We start from the raw sequence: 17993 nt of genomic DNA, 5'->3' as shown, positions 1-17993 counted from the left end.
GGTTGCAAATGGGCTGCCCTGCGGAAAATGTAGCGGAGGCACGAAATATGCCAAGCCACAAAGCGGTTATAAGGTGTTGAACGTGCGACCAGTCTACTTCCGTCGCAGATGTTCGTCCAATCTGGGCATTATTTCCACGAAATTGCAGGGTCGGTGGCGATAGTCGAGCTGTTTCTCGAGGATACCGTCCCAAGCGTCCTTGCAGGCCCCGGGGCTGCCCGGAAGTGCAAAAAGGTAGGTTCCGCCCGCCACGCCACCCGTGGCGCGCGACTGCACCGCTGAGGTTCCGATCTTCTCCATCGAAATGATGGTGAAAACGGTCCCGAAGGCGTCGATTTCTTTCTCGTAGACGTCGCGATGCGCCTCGACCGTCACGTCCCGCCCGGTCAGCCCGGTGCCACCCGTCGAGATCACCACGTCGATTCCGGTATCCGCGACCCAGGCGCGCAGTTGATCGGCGATCTGGGCGCGCTCGTCCCGGATGATCTTGCGATCTGCAACCACATGCCCCGCCTTTTCGATGCGGTCCACCAATGTCTGGCCCGAGCGATCCTCATCAACCGAGCGCGTATCCGAGACGGTCAGAACCGCGATGCGGATGGGAATGAACTCAATCGTTTCGTCGATACGTGACATGAGGCGTCAAGCCCTTTCCATAATAGAAAGCCGCAGCGCGAGCGCGGTGAAAATCCCGCCCGTCACCCATCCCATAATGCGCGAGGCGCGTGGATTTCCGATCAGCAACCGGCCGGCACCGCCAGCGAACACGCCAACCAATCCGTTCACGACAAAACCACCCAATGCGATGATCGCGCCAGAGATCATGAATTGCCCTAGGATCGAGCCCGCCGCGGGATCAACAAATTGAGGGATAAAGGCCAGAACGAACAGAATGATCTTGGGGTTTGTCAGGTTGACCACCATCCCGTCTCGGAACGCCATGCGCGTCGGCCTTGCTGGCCCTTCGGTCGAGACCGCTCCGTTGCGGATTGCGCCCCAGGCCAGATACAGCAGATAAGCAACACCCATCCAGCGGATGACATCAAACAGCCATGGCATCGAATTGACCAAGGCTCCAAGGCCCAGCCCTGCCAGCAGGACATGCACCATCAAACCCAGCGATATCCCGGCGCTTGCCACCAGTGCCGGACGGGGTCCGGATTTCAGGCCCTGCCCGAAGCAGAACATCATATCCGCGCCGGGTGTGAGATTCAGCAACATCGCGGCAGGGACAAAGGCCAGCAGAGTAACGGTTTCGATCATATCGCAACCTCAAACCAATTTGTTCTGGGGCCAAGATTGGCGATTTCTGAACGACCCAATGACCCGCGATAGCCCCAGCTATCGTGGATATGCCCACAAAAGACCAGTTCCGGTTGCAGGCGTTCCACCGCATCGCGCACGGCGACCGATCCGACGGACATCCCTTGCGACGTAGTATCGCCAAACCCTTTGGGCGGAGAGTGAACAACCAGCACATCCGTCCCATCGCAACGGTCCAGCATCTCTGCAGCTTCGGCCTCGCTCAGGTCACAGGACCAGTCGCCAAACGGCGTGACTGGCACGCCGTAGCCCAAGCCAAACAAGCGCAACCCGTCGACCGTCATCCCGGTTCCGTGCAACACATGGACCCCCTCAGGGGCCGCGTCCGTCAACTCAGCCGCGCTTTCGGCATTGCCGGGGATTAGAACCAGCGGTGCCGCAATGTCCGAGAGCATCTGCATCGCCTCATCCAGCCCCTTCCGCATGTTGCAATAGTCTCCGGCCCCGATCACCAAATCCGCATCGGCGCTGGCCGCCACCAGATCGGCCGCACGGTTGCGCGCAATGTGAAGATCCGAAAACGCCAGGATACGCATCACCCGGCCCCCAGTCGCGCTTTCAGCTCAAGCAGATCCGCCCAAGCCTGTCTTTTCATCTGCGGTTGTCGCAGTAGGTAGGCGGGGTGGAACATCGGGATGACGGGCAGGTCCAGCGCCTGATCCCAGTTCCCGCGCAAGCGTGTGATGCCGCGTTTGCCCAAAACCGCCTGACAGCTGATATTGCCCATCACCACCAGCACCTCGGGTTTGGCGAGCGCCACGTGACGTTCCAGAAACGGCTTCATCATGCCGATCTCTTCGGGTTTTGGGTCGCGGTTCTGCGGTGGGCGCCAGGGCAGCACATTGGTGATGTAGACATCCTGCGCACGGTCCAGATCAATTGTCGCCAACATACGGTCCAACAGCCGGCCGGCCCGACCAACAAAGGGTTTGCCTTCGCGATCCTCATCCCGACCCGGAGCCTCGCCAATAATCATCACTCGCGCACCCGGAGTACCATCGGCAAAGACCAACTGCCGCGCGCCGCGCTTCAGCTCACAATGATCGAACGCCTCCATCACCGCGCGCAGTTGGTCCAGAGACTCGGCGCCTTGGGCGGCCCCTTTGGCGATCGCCACCGGATCAACCTGTTTGGGCTTGTCCGGTGTGGCTTGCGGCGTTGCAAGCTTCTTCGCTTTGGGCGTCGTATCCGGCAAGGCATAGCGATCAATCGGCGCGTCCCCGATCGCCTCGGTCGCGCCCAGTTCGATCTGCCATTCCAGCAGCGCCTTTGCAGTATGATAGTCCAAGCCCGATTCCATGCCCCTCAATCTAACCAGCTTTTGCCTGAGGGAAAGCGAATAGACCTTGCCTCAGCACCGGGACAGACCGACCATGCGGGCGTCATGCTGTCTTTTCTGCGATTCCTTCTGGTTGCTTTGGTGCTTGCCCTCGGGGGCGAACCAGCCTCGGCCCAGTTGCTTGGCGGGGCGGATCAATGCCGGGCGGGTCAGTTTGCCTGCGGCAGTCGGTGCTGCTCGGGCGGGCAGAGGTGCAGCTTTGATGGCCATTGCATTCCCTTGGGCGGAACCTATTGCGGCGGCGGGCGCAGCTGTGGCGCTTTTGAGCGCTGCGTCGCGGGTGGCACACGATGTGCGCCTGCTGGGGCTAACGCCTGCACCTCAAGTCTCGATTGTCCATCAGGCAGCTTTTGCAGTGCGCGCGGGCAATGTGAAAAAACCATACCAGACTTGAACCCCAGCTTGCCTGAGGCCCTTGACCCCCCGCAGATATGCGACGATGGCCTGACCTGCGCGCGCGGGTCGTCTTGCCTGCCGGGGGGCGGATGCACGCGTCCCGGATGGTTCTTATGCGAGGAAACCGGATCGCAATGCCGCCCCGGTTTCAAATGCTCGGAACATCAGGGATGCGTTCCGATCAAGGCCATCGACTGCGGCTACGGCAAGTGGTGCAAACCCGGCGAGCAATGCCTACCCGAAGGCGGGTGCGATAAACTGCCCGAAGGGTCGGAACCATAGGTTGCCTCTGCCCGCGTGGCTTTCTATAAGCGGTCCGATTGTCAGACAGGAGCCCGCCATGCGTTTTGCCCATCGTCACCTTCTTGGCATCGAGCATCTGTCGCAATCCGATATCACCGCCATTCTGGATCTGGCCGAAAAATATGTCGACCTGAACCGGCAATCGACCAAGCATTCGGACGTTCTGTCGGGGCTGACGCAGATCAACATGTTTTTTGAGAACTCGACCCGTACCCAGGCCAGTTTCGAACTGGCCGGCAAGCGGTTGGGCGCGGACGTGATGAACATGGCGATGCAAGCCAGTTCGATCAAAAAAGGCGAAACGCTGATCGATACCGCCATGACGCTGAACGCGATGCATCCCGACCTGCTGGTGGTGCGGCATCCGCATTCCGGGGCCGTGGACCTTCTGGCGCAGAAGGTCAACTGCGCTGTTCTGAACGCGGGCGACGGGCGGCACGAACACCCGACACAGGCCTTGCTGGACGCTCTGACGATCCGCCGGGCCAAGGGCCGGTTGCATCGCCTGAACATCGCGATCTGCGGCGACGTCGCACATTCCCGCGTGGCGCGGTCGAACCTGATCCTGCTGGGCAAGATGGAGAACCGCATTCGCCTGATCGGCCCGCCCACGCTGGTCCCCTCGCAATTCGCCGATTTCGGGGCCGAGATCTATGACGATATGAACGAAGGCCTCAAAGACGTCGACGTGGTGATGATGCTACGCCTTCAGAAAGAGCGGATGGATGGCGGCTTCATCCCCTCGGAGCGTGAGTACTATCACCGCTACGGGCTGGACGCCGCCAAACTGGCGCAGGCCAAGCCCGATGCCATTGTAATGCACCCTGGACCGATGAACCGCGGGGTTGAGATCGACGGCACGCTGGCCGATGACATAAATCGCTCGGTCATTCAGGAACAGGTCGAAATGGGCGTCGCCGTACGCATGGCTGCGATGGAGCTTCTGGCCCGCAACCTGAGTGAGGTCGCATGAGCGATCTGACCGTCGCCCCCCATGAACACGGCGTGATCCGACTGTTCGCGCTGGACATGCGCCCGGAAGAGGCCAAGTTCCTGCGCGAGCCCGGTGCGGCCGATCAGGTTCTGGGTGTCAATGGCTTGGACCCAGATCAAATCGACATTTTCCCGGTCTCCGACCTCGAAGACCTTGGGCTTTATGGTTATCTGCATGAGGGCGGAGGCGTGTCCGAGGATCAACTGGATCGCAGCATGCTTGAAGCCGTCGAGGGCTGGGTCATGGTCGTGCGCAGCGCAGCCTTTGGAGGGCGCGCAGCGCAGCTGAACCCTGATCCTCGTCAGCATTTGCTGGGTCTGTTCACCGAAGAGGCCACAAACTGGACCGGCGGTGCAATTGAAACCGAAAGTGCCAAGCCGTTCTCGGCCCCGCAACCGCCCATGGACAATGATGCCCCCCGCCGTGTTGGATCGGCCCTGATGGCGGTGATCGCTCTGCTTGTTATCGGAGGTGCCCTATGGCTGATCCTGTGACCTTCACCCCGGACAAACGCGCCTATATCCAGACCAACCTGACCCTTGCCGCCATTGCGATGGCGGGCGCGATGCTGGTGCTGTGGCTGATCGGCAACCCCTATGTCTGGACCGGCGCGCCCGCCGGGTTGGCTGCTATCGGTTTTCGCGCCTGGTATCTGGCCTCGGAGGAGTTGAACAATACGTGGGAGTTGTCTGACACCACCCTCACCGGCCCCGGCCCTCGGGTTGTCGCGCTGAACCAGATCGAAGCCGTCAATACGATGGGCAGCTTTGTTCAGGTGGTGACACGGGGCGGTGACAAGCACCTCATCAAATATCAGGCGAACCCCGCCGCCACCAAAGCCGCCATCGAAAGGGCCGCGGGATGAGTGACGGGTGGTGGCGACCCCATATCCCTGAGGGCGAAACAGTCCTCTGGACTGGGCAACCGCATCAGGGTTATTTCCCACCTCATGTGGGATGGGCCTACCGGCTTCTGATCATGAGCCTCGGTCTGGCTTGGCTGGCCAGCCCTTTGTTCGCCGATACCCTGCGCGACTATTGGAAACGGATCGTGTCCACAGGTTTCGTCGTGTTCCTCATGTGGTACGACCGTCTGCTGCGCGCGTGTCGTGTCTACGTGGTGACCACCCGCAACGCATGGTGGATCAGCAAGATCTTCAAGCCCAAAAACGTCCCTATTGACCACGCGTTGAACTACCATCGCAGCGGCCAGAACGTGGTGTTTTCACGCCGCCTGTTTCTTGTCTTCGAATACCTTTCCGACCCTGATGCCGCTTTGGCGGCTTTGAACCAAGCCCGAGAGGCCTCAGCATGACTTCTGTCGTTTTCACCAATGCCCGCTTGATCAACCCGGAAACCGGCACGGACAGTCTGGGCTGGCTACACGCCGAAAACGGGCGCATCGCGGCGCTGGGCGATGGAGACGCCCCTGCCATCAACGGTGACGTCATCGACTGCGTCGGCAAATGCCTCGCCCCCGGCATCGTCGATATCGGCGTCAAGGTGTGCGAACCGGGTGAGCGCCACAAGGAAAGCTACAAATCCGCTGGGTTGGCGGCGGCGGCGGGTGGGGTGACCACCATCGTAACCCGACCCGATACGCTGCCCGCCGTCGACACGCCTGAAACGCTGGAATTTGCCACAAGGCGGGCGCAAGCGGATGCGCCTGTAAACGTCCTGCCCATGGCCGCCCTTACCAAGGGGCGCGAAGGGCGGGAGATGACCGAGATCGGCTTTCTGCAGGACGCGGGCGCGGTCGCCTTCACCGATTGCGATCACGTCATCACCAACACCAAAGTATTTTCCCGCGCGCTGACCTATGCCAAATCCTGCGGCGCGTTGGTCATCGCGCACCCTCAGGAACCGGGATTGAGCAAAGGGGCCGCCGCCACGAGCGGTAAGTTTGCTGCTTTGCGCGGGTTGCCAGCCGTCTCACCCATGGCGGAACGAATGGGGCTGGACCGCGACATCGCCCTGCTAGAGATGACCGGGGCCGCCTATCACGCCGACCAGATCACCACCGCCCGCGCCCTGCCTGCGCTGGAGCGCGCCAAGCGCAACGGGCTGGACATCACTGCCGGGACCTCGATCCACCATCTGACGCTGAATGAGCTGGACGTGGCCGACTATCGCACCTTCTTCAAGGTCAAGCCGCCCTTGCGCTCCGAGGATGACCGGCAAGCGGTGATCGAAGCGGTGCGGACGGGCCTGATCGACATCATCAGTTCGATGCACACGCCGCAGGACGAAGAAAGCAAACGTCTTCCGTTTGAAGAGGCCGCCTCGGGCGCCGTTGCGTTGGAATCCTTCCTGCCCGCAGCCCTGCGGCTGTATCATGCGGGGCAACTGGACCTGCCCAGTCTGTTCCGGGCCATGGCGCTGAATCCCGCGAAACGGTTGGGGCTGGACAGCGGGCGTATGGAGCCGGGCGCGCCTGCCGATCTGGTCCTGTTCGACCCGGATGTGCCCTTTGTGCTGGACCGGTTTGCCCTGAAATCGAAATCGCAGAACACACCGTTTGACGGTCAGCGCATGCAAGGTAAGGTCCTTGCGACCTATGTGGCCGGCAAAGACGTGTACCGGAGAACCTGATGCCCGAATTCGACAGCTCAATGAATGTACTCGCCCTGTGGGCGGCCTTGGGATACCTGATCGGATCGATCCCTTTCGGCCTGATCATCGCGCGCGTCATGGGGCTGGGTAATCTGCGGCAGATTGGATCAGGCAATATCGGCGCAACAAATGTTCTGCGTACCGGCAGCAAACCCGCCGCCGCGCTGACGCTGCTGCTGGATGGCGGCAAAGGAGCGCTGGCAGTCCTGTTGGCACGCGCCTATGCAGGTGAGGACGCGGCGCAGATTGCCGCCCTGATGGCCTTTCTCGGCCATTGCATGCCCGTTTGGCTTGCCTTCAAGGGCGGCAAGGGCGTTGCAACCTTCATCGGCCTCTGGCTTGCGCTGGACTGGCGCGTCGGCGTTGCTTGCTGTCTGACCTGGCTGGTCTCCGTCGCGATCTGGCGTATGTCCTCGGCCGGAGCGCTGGCCGCAGCAGCCTTGTCGACCACCTGGATCATCACTCTGACAGACGGCACGACATTCATCCTCGGGATTGCCCTGACCTTCCTGATCTACTGGCGTCACAAGGACAACGTGGCACGCATCAAATCCCGGACCGAGCCGAAAATCGGGAAATCGTGACCCCGCCAGAAGACTTTCTGACGGCATTTTTCGCCCTGCCCACCGGTACGTTCACTGGCCGAGCAGATACCAAGCGCTATGTCCTCTCACGTCAGGTTTTGGCGGGGGGAAAATCCCATAAGCTTGTCGCGCATGAATTGGGCGGGACGGACTATATCAGCCTGAACCTCTATCAGACACGAAACAGCGGCGCGCTGCTGCGTCCCTGTGAAATGCCCGCCCGCAAAGTGGTGGATTTCGTGTTGGCGCTGATCCCGGATATCTGATTGATATTCCGCGTTTTTGCACAGCGCCTCTGTGCCTCAGCACAATCACAATTCATTGTTTTGAACGTGATCAACCCGCCTCCCATCTGCATTCCGTGGCGGCCAATTACCGGCCTCACAAGATAAAATCCCCGGGTCCGCAAATCGCAATTCAGGCGAGATCGCGCGGCCCTTTCACGAAAGGTGAAGCTATGAACACGTTTAAATCTCTGATCGGCGGCGTTGCCCTGTCTGTTGCTCTAGCCACTTCGACCCTGGCGGCTGGTGTTGAACTCAACGCAAGCTCGACTGGTCTGGCGATGCAAGGCTATGACCCGGTTGCCTATTTCACCGCTGGCGAAGCAACCAAAGGCGATTACCGCATCACCACCCTGCACAACGACGCTCTGTACCGCTTCTCGTCGGAAGAAAACAAAGTGGCATTTGAAGCCAACCCCGAGGCTTACCTGCCTGCATATGGCGGATACTGCGCCTTCGGTGCGGCCATGGGCTTCAAGTTCGACGGTGACCCGAACCACTGGAAAATCGTCGACAACAAACTGTACCTGAACCTGTCGCAAGACATCCAGGAACGTTGGGAAGGCGACATCCCGGGCTTCATCGAGCAAGCCAGCACCAACTGGGAAACCATCGCAGACAAAAGCCCGGCTGAACTGCAGCAATAATCCGCTGAAATTGACAGCATGCGTCGGCGGCAGAGTGATCTGCCGCCGCATTTTATTTGAAGCTTTGAAAACACTAACTATCTTATTGAGACAGACCCGGATTTAGCGGGCGGACATCGGACCAAACGGCCTGAACGATCCAAGACCTAGTACGGAATATGCCACAAACGATGATCCGGTCCTGAGGCAGGGCCGTATTTGAGTATGGATATGCGCAGCCACACCCACAAATTGGCGCGCGGTTATTTGGAATGAAAGGATCAAGACATGATAGGCAGATTGGCACTTGTGACAGCGGCGTCCACCCTGGCGGCGGGGGCCGCGATGGCCCAATCCTCGGGCAACTGGACAGGGTTCTACGGCGGTCTGCAATTGGGCTATATCGACGTGGACACCAGCGTCTCCGGCGTCGATGGCGATGGCGCGATTGGCGGTATCATCCTTGGATATGACTATGATCTGGGCGACTGGGTCGTGGGCGGCGGCTTTGACTATGACTGGACCAATATTGATCTCGGCCCCGCGACGGTCGAGGACGTCTGGCGGATCAAAGTCCGCGCTGGATACAAGGTCAACCCTCAGGGTCTTCTATACGGCGTTGGCGGCTATGCGGATGCAGGCACCGACAATCTGGGCAGCGACGACGGCTGGTTCATAGGCGCAGGCTACGAGCAGATCGTGGCCCCGAATGTCAGCATCGCAGGCGAGTTGCTTTATCACGAGTTTGACAACTTCAACTCGTCCAGCGTGGATGTTGACGCCACAACCCTCCAGATTCGAGCGGCCTACCGCTTCTGATTTTTCCGGCTTTGCACTGGAACAGACCCGGCGTCCTGCGCCGGGTCTTTCCGTTTACAAGTCCAGAATTGTGCTGCCGGTGGTTTGCCGCGCCTCTAGCGCGCGGTGCGCTTCGGCAATCTGATCCAGAGGGAAGCGTTGGTCGATATGGATCTTGACCTCTCCGCCCTGAACCTTGCCAAATAACCGCCGCGCCATCGCCTGACAAACCGAATGATCGGCTATATGCGTGAACAGCGTCGGCCGGGTGATCTTGAGCGAGCCTTTCTGCCCCAGAATACCGATATTAACCGGCGGCACCGGCCCTGATGCATTGCCGAAGGATATCATCATGCCCAAAGGCTTCAGACAGTCCAATGAGCCGTCAAACGTATCTGCCCCGACGGAATCCATCACCACATCGACACCTTTGCCGCCGGTTAGCTCGGCGACGCGTTCGGCAAAGTTCTCGGTCCGGTAGTTGATGCAATGGGCCGCGCCGTTGAATTGCGCGAGGCTGCATTTCTCATCCGTTCCTGCGGTTCCGATCAGCTTGATGCCCTCGGATTTCGCCCATTGGCAGGCGATCAGGCCGACACCGCCTGCAGCGGCGTGAAACAGAACCGTGTCGCCGCGTTTCAAAGGGGTGGTGCGATGGAACAGATATTCGACCGTCAGACCTTTCAACATCATCCCGGCGGCTATTTCGAAGGGGATGCCATCCGGCAGTGGGCACACCTGCGCTGCGGGCATTACCCGCGCCTCGCAATAGGCCCCGGACGGGGCGCTGGCATAGGCCGCGCGTTGGCCCGGCTGCAAATGCGTGACGCCTTCGCCGACGGCATCGATTACGCCCGCAGCTTCCATGCCCAACGCATGCGGCAATTCAAGGGGATAGAGGCCCGTTCGTTGATAGACATCAATGAAGTTCAACCCACACGCCTCGTGGCGAATGCGAACCTCGCCGGGGCCGGGATCGCCTAAAGGCTGGTCCTTGATCTGTAGGACCTCGGGTCCGCCGAATTCCTCAATGACAACTGTACGCGCAGTTTGCTGCATTCTGACCTCCTCTTGCCTTTGCTCAAGCTAACACGCCTGCGCGGCAAGACAATCCGGGCGATGCGGCGGCGGCAATTCGGGAATTTCCAAAACTGTGCTATACTGCATACAGGCGTTGCCGGCTGGTCCGGCCACGAGCAACCCTCAGCCGGATCCATTCCGCGGCGCACCACTCGCCAAGGAAGGGAACAAAATGGCAAAAACTATCGGTAATCCGATCAGCTGGGCGGCCCAAAGCCTTGGAGCAACCAGCGATCACGTCTCGGAAAGCGTCTCGCACCTGGGCAGTTCGGACGTGCGCCACCTGCCCATGGTGCAGCCACTCACATTCGACGACCTGAAATACTGCCTGAGGGCCGGATACACGGACTTTCTGGAAACCCGCGCGGATGCGATCTTTATCGTGCTGATCTACCCTATTGCCGGGCTTTTGATGGTCGGCTTTGCAATGAACATGGATTTGGTGCCTTTATTGGCCCCACTGATCGCAGGCTTTGCCCTGATCGGCCCGATCGCAGCCGTTGGTCTTTATGAAATCAGCCGCAAGCGCGAACAAGGCGGAGAGGTTCATTGGCTGGACGCGTTCGGCGTATTCCGCTCGCCCTCCTTCGGGGCCATTCTCGCGCTCGGGTTCTATTTAGTCCTGCTGCTGCTTGTCTGGCTGATGGTCGCTCAAAGCGTCTATGCGCAGACGCTCGGCCCTGAACCGCCTGCCTCGCTGGGCGCGTTTGCGACCGAGGTTCTGACCACCGGCGCGGGGTGGACAATGGTTATCTTCGGCACTGCTGCGGGTTTCTTTTTCGCGCTGATTGCGCTGGCGGTCAGCGTTGTCAGCTTCCCGCTTCTTTTGGACCGTAAAGTAGGGCTGCCCGTGGCCGTCGTGACATCCGTTCGCGTGCTGCGCCACAATCCCGGCGTCATCATGGGTTGGGGCTTCATCGTCGCGACCCTGCTGGTGCTGGGCGCGATCCCGATGCTGCTGGGGCTGATCATAGTAATGCCCGTTCTGGGTCACGCAACATGGCACCTCTATCGGCGCGCCGTGGCGTGACCCAAAAGGCGTTAGCCTGAGACGTTCAGAACGATCTTGCCAATATGCTGCGAGCTTTCCATGAGCGCGTGTGCCGCAGCAGCCTCGGCCAGAGGGAATTCGCTGTGCATCACCGGCGCGACCTTGCCTGCAGAGAGCAGCGGCCAGACGGCCTCGTGCAAGTCCTGAGCGATCTTTGCCTTGGCCAGATCGCTTTGCGGACGCAGGGTGCTGCCGGTCAGCGTAAGGCGTTTCACCATCATCAGGGCAAAGTTCAGCTCGGTCACGGGTCCTTGCAAAAAGGCGATCTGAACCAGACGTCCATCCTCGGCCAGCGCTTTCACGTTACGCGGGATATAGTCACCGCCAACCATATCGAGGATCAGGTTCGCGCCCCCTTCGGCCCGCATGACGCCAACGAAGTCTTCATCCCGGTAGTTGATCGCCTTTTCGGCCCCCAAGTTCACACAGGCCTCGCACTTCTCAGCCGAGCCCGCCGTCGCAAAGACACGCGCGCCAAACGCGTTCGCCAATTGGATCGCTGTCGTTCCAATACCGCTGGAACCGCCATGGACAAGGAACCGCTCACCCGCTTTCAGGCCGCCGCGTGTGAAGACATTGGACCAGACAGTGAAAAAGGTCTCTGGCAGGCAGGCGGCCTGTTTCATATCCATGCCGTCGGGGACGGGCAGGCAATGCGCCGCAGGCGTAGCGACATATTCAGCATATCCGCCGCCCGGAAGCAGCGCGCAGACTTTGTCACCGATCGAGACCCCCTCAACACCCGCACCAAGGGCAACCACCTCGCCCGAGGCCTCAAGCCCCGGCAGATCGCTTGCACCGGGAGGCGGATCATAGGCTCCGGCGCGCTGCAACGCGTCCGGTCGGTTCACGCCAGCATAGGCCACTTTCAAAACAACCTGCCCGGCCGCCGGCTCGGGAATCGGTCGTTCGGTCAGTTGCAGGACATCAGGGCCGCCGGGTTCGGTGATTTCGACGGCACGCATTGTCTGGGTCTCAGGCGAAGTCATGAGCAAATCTCCTTTGCCCAATGCCTAGCAGGCCAAAAAGCAAAGGCCCAGATGCTTACTTGCGCGGGTTCAGAATCCCCGGCAGATCAGCCCGCATCTTCATCGGAGGTTTCACTTGAGCTACAAACCAATTGGGAACGGCCAGCAAGGGCTTGAGCAGCGGGTTGCTGTTCACCTGCGCCTTGAGCTTTTCGAACTGCATCACGTTTTCGATGCGACGATCCAGAAACGCCCAACTGTTCTGGTGATCCGGCGAATCATCCCCCAGCCAGAACAGCAGCGTCGACGAATAGACCCCCGACAGGGTGGCGCGCTTGGTGTACCAGTTCACATCATCCGACGTATCGCCCAGCGCATCCCAGATCAGATCGCAAGTCCCCCAGACCGCCTTGGCCCCGTCTGCGGCGTGGTTGGGTAGTGAAAACAGGGTCATGCCCCGGCGCACCAGCTCCTTGTCCTCGACCGCCTCAAGCCGGAACCGAACGGCGGCGGCAACTTTTTCGCGGAACTTCAGCTCGCTCATGTCAGAGGACTTGATTCTGTCCAGCATTACCTGATCGCCCCGCGCGTGATAGGCCAGCGCCAGATCGACCGCGCCGCGCGGGCAGATCGCACGGGCCAGACCGTCATCCAGATCGCAATCAACAACGGCCGCGCGAAAACTGGCCTCGGACCAGCCATCGAACGGAACATGCATCAAGATCGCGTCCAGCAGCTGTTGTTTGGTGTCTTCGTAGGTGACGGTCATGTCGGTTCTCCGGTGCTTGGGCACAGTACTAGACAAGATAGAGCGGCTTTGCTATACGGCCAACTCCTGCAATTTCCTTGCAACTCTATCTAGAAAGGTGGTGACAACCACATGCAGGTTAGTGTTCGCGACAATAACGTCGATCAGGCGCTTCGTGCCCTGAAGAAAAAGCTGCAGCGCGAAGGCGTGTTCCGTGAAATGAAGCTGAAGCAACATTTCGAGAAACCGTCCGAGAAAAAAGCGCGCGAGAAGGCTGAAGCGATCCGTCGTGCCCGTAAACTGGCACGTAAGAAAGCACAGCGCGAAGGTTTGCTCTAAGTACCTGACCTCGTCCAGCTTTGGATGACACTATTTGACGACCCCCGAGGCATCGCCCGGGGGTTTGTCGTTTCTAAGTGCGTTTTTGCCCGCGCCCCTGCACAACCAGTGCGATAACTCGCCGAGCCTTAGTCTCGCCTCTTTCTCGGCGTTTTCCAGCGCAGCGAATCTGCGTCCGACTGCACCGACCCGCCGAAAAGCGCCGATTTTCATCGCCTCTCTGTTCATGTGTTTGGTGGCCCCGATAACTGGGCTCGTCCACTCAGACAAAACATAAAACGGAGGCAAAAATGTCTACAGCAAGTGAAGTAGAACGAGAGATGCTGGCGCTCATCAACCAAGAGCGCACATCCCGCGGTCTGGACCCCCTGCAACTTGAAAGACAGCTTAACGAGTCATCAGAAGACCACAGCGCATGGATGTTGAACACGGACCGGTTCAGCCACACCGGATCGGGCGGATCCAGCGCAACCCAGCGCATGCAATCGGCCGGTTTCGATCTGGAAGGCAGCTGGCGCACGGGCGAGAATATCGCCTGGCAATCCGAGCGCGGCGCCCCAGGCATCAGCGATGATGTCGCGCAACTGCATCAGAACCTGATGAACAGCCCCGGCCACAGGGCCAACATTCTGAACCCCGATTTCAAATATATCGGGATCGGCGTTGAGACGGGCGACATGCAGGGCTTTGACGCGGTCATGGTGACGCAGAACTTTGCCACCACTGACGCAGAGGTCGTGTTGGACAGCGACGACACCGCTATGACGCCGCCCCCGGCTGAAGATCCAGTGCCCGAGGAGCCGGAAACAGATGTGACGGAAACCGAAGACGCAACTCAGGAACAACCGGTAACCGATGTCACCGAGACGGAAGATCCGGAACCGGAACAGCCTGAGACTGATGTCACAGAGACAGAGGACCCGGAACCCGAGCAGCCCGAAACTGACGTCACCGAGACCGAAGACCCAGAGCCCGAGCAGCCTGAAACTGACGTCACCGAAACCGAAGACCCGGAACCGGAACAGCCCGAAACCGATGTCACCGAGACCGAGGACCCGGAACCCGAACAGCCCGAAACTGACGTCACAGAGACCGAAGACCCGGAACCCGAGCAGCCCGAAACTGACGTCACAGAGACCGAAGATCCGGAACCTGAGCAGCCCGAGACCGATGTCACCGAGACCGAGGACCCTGATAGCGGTTGTTTTGACGTCGCAGCTTTCCTCGCCGAAATTGAGGCGTTCATTCAACAGCTGCAGACGCAGTTGGATCAATTCGCCTGGAATGATGACGTCATGACTCCGGAAGAACCCGAGGATGACTTGGATCTGGTGATGGTCGACGATATGGACCCATCCTCGGATGACACGTCGTGCCCGGAGATGGCATCGGACGATTCCGGAGACGTCTTCTTCGTCAACTTCTTCAATTTCGATTGCATGATGGACGTCGCCTGACGGCTTATCTTGATGCGAGGCAGTCCGCTGCCTCGCATCCTCACAACACGATCAGTAGATCTTGGGCACGTGCAGCTCATCGGGCAGAACGCGGCGTTCGTAGTCCGGATTGTAGCGGCGATCGGGCAGATTGACCCTCTCATGCGGAACGTCCGTATAGGGGATCATGGTCAGAAGATGCTCGATACAATTCAGGCGCTCGCGTTTCTTGTCATTACCTTCCACAATGTACCATGGCGCCTCGGGGATATTGGTGCGGAAGAACATATCCTCTTTCGCCTTGGTGTAGGATTCCCACCGGATGCGGGATTCCAGGTCCATCGGCGACAGCTTCCACTGTTTCATCGGATCATGGATGCGCATGAGGAATCGCAGTTGCTGTTCTTCATCCGTGATCGAGAACCAGTATTTCAGCAAGATGATCCCCGAGCGCACCAACATACGCTCAAATTCCGGAACGTCCTGAAAGAACTGTTCAACCTGATCCTCGGTCGCAAAACCCATTACGCGTTCCACGCCTGCACGGTTGTACCAGGACCGATCAAACAGAACGATCTCACCGGCCGCAGGCAAATGCGGCACGTAGCGCTGGAAATACCACTGGCTTTGTTCCCGGCGGCTGGGGGCTGGCAAAGCGACCACACGCGCCACACGCGGATTGAGGCGCTGGGTGATCCGTTTGATCACGCCTCCCTTGCCCGCACTGTCACGGCCTTCAAACAGTATACAGACCTTGGCACCGGTGTGCTGAACCCAGTCCTGTACCTTGATCAACTCGGCCTGAAGACGCAGCAAGTTTCGGAAATAGACCTTTCGGTCCAGCATGTCCGGATGCTGTTCCCGATAGATCTTGCGAACTTCCATCGACAGCATCGGCTCGCTGAATTCTATCTCGAAGTCTTCATCCAGCGTATCTTCCAGCTCAGCCTCCAACCAGTCTTTGGGGGCGCCATCGTTTTCGTAGGCCAAGGTCAACTCCTTATTATTCTTCGGGTTCCCACCCTGGCAGGTTTGTGTAACCGCCTGATGTCATCAGATGAATTGATGACATCGCGCTGCCGGGATCACAGGGAGGCGCAGCGCAAGGGTCTCGTCGTTTCAATTTTGGACGCGCCGCCCCGGGGATACAAGCCGTAGAATTGACGCAAGGCAGTCCTTTGCCTTTCTTCGCGCAGAAAATAGGCGCCGTTCACACCGGTAGGGCGGTTGTCTTGAACACCGTGCGCAAAGCGAACGAACTTTGCATCTGCGCCACTTTGGGCAGCCGCGACAGGTATTGACGGTGAATCCGGGCGAAATCCTCGGTATCCTCGGCCACCACTTTCAGGATGTAGTCAGCGGTTCCAGCCATCAGGTGGCATTCTAGAACGTCCGGGATGCGCGAAACCGCCTTTTCGAACGCGTCCAGAACTTCTTCGGCCTGGCCCTGCAATGTGATCTCGACAAAGACGGTCGTCGGCACATTCATCTTGCGCGCATCCAGCAAAGCCACGTAGTTGCGGATATAGCCGTCAGCCTCAAGCCGTTGCACCCGGCGATGGCACGCCGAGGGGGACAGGTTCGCCTGCTCCGAAAGCTCGGCATTTGACATTCGACCATTGCGCTGCAGTGCAGAAAGTATCTTCCGATCAGTCGTGTCTAGGCTCATTGCTGCAAATCCTTTGCGAGATTTTAGCAGTTTACGCGAAAATCTTCCGACAAAAAACACAAAGCCCCGTCTTGTTTCACAAAAATTGCGCCTTGAATTGCACATAATTTAGGCAGTTTATGAACGGAGACGGTGCAGATGAAAATCGGTTGCCCCAAGGAAATCAAACCCCAGGAATTTCGCGTCGGCATGACGCCCAACGCCGCTCAGGAAGCGGTTGCGCGCGGACACGACGTGCTGATCGAATCCGGTGCTGGTATTGGCGCAGGATTTGACGATGCCGCCTATGTTGCTGCTGGCGCGGGCATCGTAGACACGGCAGAAGAGGTCTTTGCCACGGCCGACATGATCGTGAAGGTCAAAGAACCTCAGGCCGGTGAGCGCAAGATGCTGCGCGAAGGCCAGTTGCTGTTCACCTACCTGCACCTCGCGCCGGACCCGGATCAGACCCACGACCTGCTGGCCTCAGGCTGTACCGCAATCGCCTATGAGACCGTCACAGACGCAAGCGGCGGTCTTCCTCTGCTCGCGCCCATGTCCGAGGTTGCGGGCCGTCTGGCGCCTCAGGTCGGGTCGTGGACCCTGCAGAAGGCCAATGGTGGCCGAGGCGTGCTGATGGGTGGCGTTCCCGGCGTTGGTCCGGCCAAGGTCGTCGTGATTGGTGGAGGTGTCGTCGGCACTCACGCGGCTAAGATCGCTGCAGGCATGGGTGCAGATGTGACGGTTCTTGACCGCTCACTGCCTCGGCTGCGCTATCTGGATGACGTGTTCGGCGGGCAGTTCAAGAACCAATACTCGACGGCTGGCACGACGGCTGAACTGATCCAGGACGCCGATATGGTGATCGGAGCCGTTCTGATTCCGGGCGCTGCCGCTCCGAAGCTGATCAGTCGAGAGCAACTGTCGACGATGAAGCCCGGTGCGGTGCTGGTGGACGTGGCTATCGACCAGGGCGGCTGCTTTGAAACCTCGCGCGCAACGACCCATGCCGACCCGATCTACGAGGTCGATGGCGTGATGCATTATTGCGTGGCCAACATGCCGGGCGCGGTGGCCCGGACCTCAACCATCGCTTTGGGCAACGCGACGATGCCGTTCATGCTGGCACTGGCGGACAAAGGTTGGAAACAGGCGTGCCAGGACGACCCACACCTGCTGGCGGGTCTGAACGTTCACGCCGGACAACTGACCTATTATGCGGTTGGTAAAGCCCTTGGCATCGACGTTGTCTCCCCCAATGTAGTGATCAAGTCGTAACAACTCCCGCCCCTGAAATCACCTTTTTGCCGAAAGGCGATTTACAGCGTTGGGCATGGCGCCACGCCTATTGGCGCGGCGCGGTTGGTCTTGATTGACACCCCATCCGCAAAAACGAAAGCGCCGCACGAATGTGCGGCGCTTGGCCCAACGGGAGGAGGGCATTCCCAATGCCGGCGCGACGGG

The 17993-nt window shown here is 59.5% G+C and carries 25 protein-coding genes; 15 read left to right on the top strand and 10 right to left on the bottom strand.

The annotated features are described in order from the left end of the window. Window positions 1-93: 93 nt before the first annotated feature. Genes moaB through ACR0J4_RS06820 form a run of 5 tightly spaced genes read right to left on the bottom strand, consistent with a single transcriptional unit; the run spans window position 94 to window position 2872 of the window. On the bottom strand, window positions 94-636 hold the full coding sequence (gene moaB / locus ACR0J4_RS06840) for a molybdenum cofactor biosynthesis protein B (protein ID WP_170379098.1): 543 nt from the start codon (window positions 634-636) through the stop codon (window positions 94-96). 6 nt (window positions 637-642) lie between these two features. Next, complete coding sequence (locus tag ACR0J4_RS06835) at window positions 643-1263, bottom strand: LysE family translocator (protein ID WP_170642739.1); 621 nt, start codon at window positions 1261-1263, stop codon at window positions 643-645. Next, window positions 1260-1859 (bottom strand): metallophosphoesterase, encoded by a 600-nt coding sequence (locus ACR0J4_RS06830; RefSeq protein ID WP_170642738.1) that lies wholly within the window; start codon window positions 1857-1859, stop codon window positions 1260-1262. Before ACR0J4_RS06830 ends, ACR0J4_RS06835 begins: the two co-directional genes overlap by 4 nt. Next, on the bottom strand, window positions 1859-2623 hold the full coding sequence (locus ACR0J4_RS06825; protein WP_170642737.1) for a uracil-DNA glycosylase: 765 nt from the start codon (window positions 2621-2623) through the stop codon (window positions 1859-1861). The genes ACR0J4_RS06830 and ACR0J4_RS06825 overlap by 1 nt, the downstream gene beginning before the upstream one ends. A 51-nt stretch (window positions 2624-2674) precedes the next feature. Next, entirely contained in the window at window positions 2675-2872 is a 198-nt protein-coding gene (locus ACR0J4_RS06820; RefSeq protein ID WP_480668346.1) for a hypothetical protein, read from the bottom strand. Here ACR0J4_RS06820 and ACR0J4_RS06815 point away from each other — a divergent pair. The 11 genes from ACR0J4_RS06815 (at window position 2865) to ACR0J4_RS06765 (ending at window position 9280) form a co-directional block, all read left to right on the top strand. Beyond that, window positions 2865-3056 carry a hypothetical protein gene (locus tag ACR0J4_RS06815; RefSeq protein WP_480668345.1) on the top strand — a complete coding sequence of 64 codons (192 nt, stop codon included), beginning with the start codon at window positions 2865-2867 and terminating at the stop codon, window positions 3054-3056. The genes ACR0J4_RS06820 and ACR0J4_RS06815 overlap by 8 nt on opposite strands. 8 nt (window positions 3057-3064) lie before the next feature. After that, a complete protein-coding gene (locus ACR0J4_RS06810) occupies window positions 3065-3340 on the top strand; it encodes a hypothetical protein (RefSeq protein WP_480668344.1) in 276 nt (91 codons plus the stop codon). A 58-nt stretch (window positions 3341-3398) separates the two neighbouring features. Further along, window positions 3399-4334, top strand: a complete 936-nt coding sequence (locus ACR0J4_RS06805; protein WP_170642735.1) for an aspartate carbamoyltransferase catalytic subunit — start codon at window positions 3399-3401, stop codon at window positions 4332-4334. After that, window positions 4331-4849: a hypothetical protein gene (locus ACR0J4_RS06800; protein ID WP_170642734.1), complete on the top strand. Its 519-nt coding sequence runs from the start codon at window positions 4331-4333 to the stop codon at window positions 4847-4849. Before ACR0J4_RS06805 ends, ACR0J4_RS06800 begins: the two co-directional genes overlap by 4 nt. Further along, entirely contained in the window at window positions 4834-5220 is a 387-nt protein-coding gene (locus ACR0J4_RS06795; protein ID WP_170480953.1) for a hypothetical protein, read from the top strand. The genes ACR0J4_RS06800 and ACR0J4_RS06795 overlap by 16 nt, the downstream gene beginning before the upstream one ends. Then, the gene (locus ACR0J4_RS06790; protein WP_170642733.1) at window positions 5217-5669 is read left to right on the top strand and encodes a hypothetical protein; all 453 of its coding nucleotides are present in this window, start codon (window positions 5217-5219) and stop codon (window positions 5667-5669) included. Before ACR0J4_RS06795 ends, ACR0J4_RS06790 begins: the two co-directional genes overlap by 4 nt. Continuing rightward, window positions 5666-6946 (top strand): dihydroorotase, encoded by a 1281-nt coding sequence (gene pyrC, locus ACR0J4_RS06785; protein ID WP_170642732.1) that lies wholly within the window; start codon window positions 5666-5668, stop codon window positions 6944-6946. Before ACR0J4_RS06790 ends, pyrC begins: the two co-directional genes overlap by 4 nt. Next, entirely contained in the window at window positions 6946-7551 is a 606-nt protein-coding gene (gene plsY, locus ACR0J4_RS06780) for a glycerol-3-phosphate 1-O-acyltransferase PlsY (RefSeq protein WP_170553752.1), read from the top strand. Before pyrC ends, plsY begins: the two co-directional genes overlap by 1 nt. Further along, window positions 7548-7817, top strand: a complete 270-nt coding sequence (locus ACR0J4_RS06775; RefSeq protein WP_170553755.1) for a hypothetical protein — start codon at window positions 7548-7550, stop codon at window positions 7815-7817. The genes plsY and ACR0J4_RS06775 overlap by 4 nt, the downstream gene beginning before the upstream one ends. Window positions 7818-8008: 191 nt before the next feature. Next, complete coding sequence (locus ACR0J4_RS06770) at window positions 8009-8482, top strand: YHS domain-containing (seleno)protein (protein WP_170553758.1); 474 nt, start codon at window positions 8009-8011, stop codon at window positions 8480-8482. Between the two features lie 267 nt (window positions 8483-8749). Next, complete coding sequence (locus ACR0J4_RS06765) at window positions 8750-9280, top strand: outer membrane protein (RefSeq protein WP_170553761.1); 531 nt, start codon at window positions 8750-8752, stop codon at window positions 9278-9280. Window positions 9281-9334: 54 nt separating this feature from the next. On the opposite strand, the gene ACR0J4_RS06760 is transcribed toward ACR0J4_RS06765, so the two are convergent. Next, window positions 9335-10318: a quinone oxidoreductase family protein gene (locus ACR0J4_RS06760; protein ID WP_170642731.1), complete on the bottom strand. Its 984-nt coding sequence runs from the start codon at window positions 10316-10318 to the stop codon at window positions 9335-9337. Window positions 10319-10511: 193 nt separating this feature from the next. On the opposite strand from ACR0J4_RS06760, the gene ACR0J4_RS06755 reads away from it, so the two are divergent. Next, complete coding sequence (locus tag ACR0J4_RS06755; protein WP_170379128.1) at window positions 10512-11369, top strand: DUF2189 domain-containing protein; 858 nt, start codon at window positions 10512-10514, stop codon at window positions 11367-11369. Window positions 11370-11380: 11 nt separating this feature from the next. Here the strand turns inward: ACR0J4_RS06755 and ACR0J4_RS06750 are convergent, their stop codons facing one another. Both ACR0J4_RS06750 and ACR0J4_RS06745 read right to left on the bottom strand, forming a co-directional pair. After that, window positions 11381-12379: an NAD(P)H-quinone oxidoreductase gene (locus tag ACR0J4_RS06750; RefSeq protein ID WP_170553767.1), complete on the bottom strand. Its 999-nt coding sequence runs from the start codon at window positions 12377-12379 to the stop codon at window positions 11381-11383. Between the two features lie 55 nt (window positions 12380-12434). Then, a complete protein-coding gene (locus ACR0J4_RS06745) occupies window positions 12435-13127 on the bottom strand; it encodes a COQ9 family protein (RefSeq protein ID WP_170642730.1) in 693 nt (230 codons plus the stop codon). 111 nt (window positions 13128-13238) lie between these two features. Here ACR0J4_RS06745 and rpsU point away from each other — a divergent pair, with 111 nt between their 5' ends. Beyond that, complete coding sequence (gene rpsU / locus ACR0J4_RS06740; RefSeq protein ID WP_005614280.1) at window positions 13239-13445, top strand: 30S ribosomal protein S21; 207 nt, start codon at window positions 13239-13241, stop codon at window positions 13443-13445. A gap of 290 nt (window positions 13446-13735) precedes the next feature. Next, complete coding sequence (locus tag ACR0J4_RS06735; RefSeq protein WP_170642729.1) at window positions 13736-14902, top strand: CAP domain-containing protein; 1167 nt, start codon at window positions 13736-13738, stop codon at window positions 14900-14902. 51 nt (window positions 14903-14953) lie between these two features. Here the strand turns inward: ACR0J4_RS06735 and ppk2 are convergent, their stop codons facing one another. Both ppk2 and ACR0J4_RS06725 read right to left on the bottom strand, forming a co-directional pair. Next, a complete protein-coding gene (gene ppk2 / locus ACR0J4_RS06730; protein WP_170379135.1) occupies window positions 14954-15871 on the bottom strand; it encodes a polyphosphate kinase 2 in 918 nt (305 codons plus the stop codon). Window positions 15872-16091: 220 nt separating this feature from the next. Beyond that, a complete protein-coding gene (locus tag ACR0J4_RS06725) occupies window positions 16092-16550 on the bottom strand; it encodes an Lrp/AsnC family transcriptional regulator (RefSeq protein WP_170462590.1) in 459 nt (152 codons plus the stop codon). 138 nt (window positions 16551-16688) lie between these two features. Here ACR0J4_RS06725 and ald point away from each other — a divergent pair, with 138 nt between their 5' ends. Further along, on the top strand, window positions 16689-17807 hold the full coding sequence (gene ald / locus ACR0J4_RS06720) for an alanine dehydrogenase (protein WP_170642728.1): 1119 nt from the start codon (window positions 16689-16691) through the stop codon (window positions 17805-17807). The last annotated feature ends 186 nt before the right edge of the window (window positions 17808-17993 follow it).

The organism is Ruegeria sp. B10 (assembly GCF_056539825.1).
The sequence above is the reverse complement of the archived record's forward strand: the minus strand, read 5'-3'. Positions and strand labels throughout refer to the sequence as shown.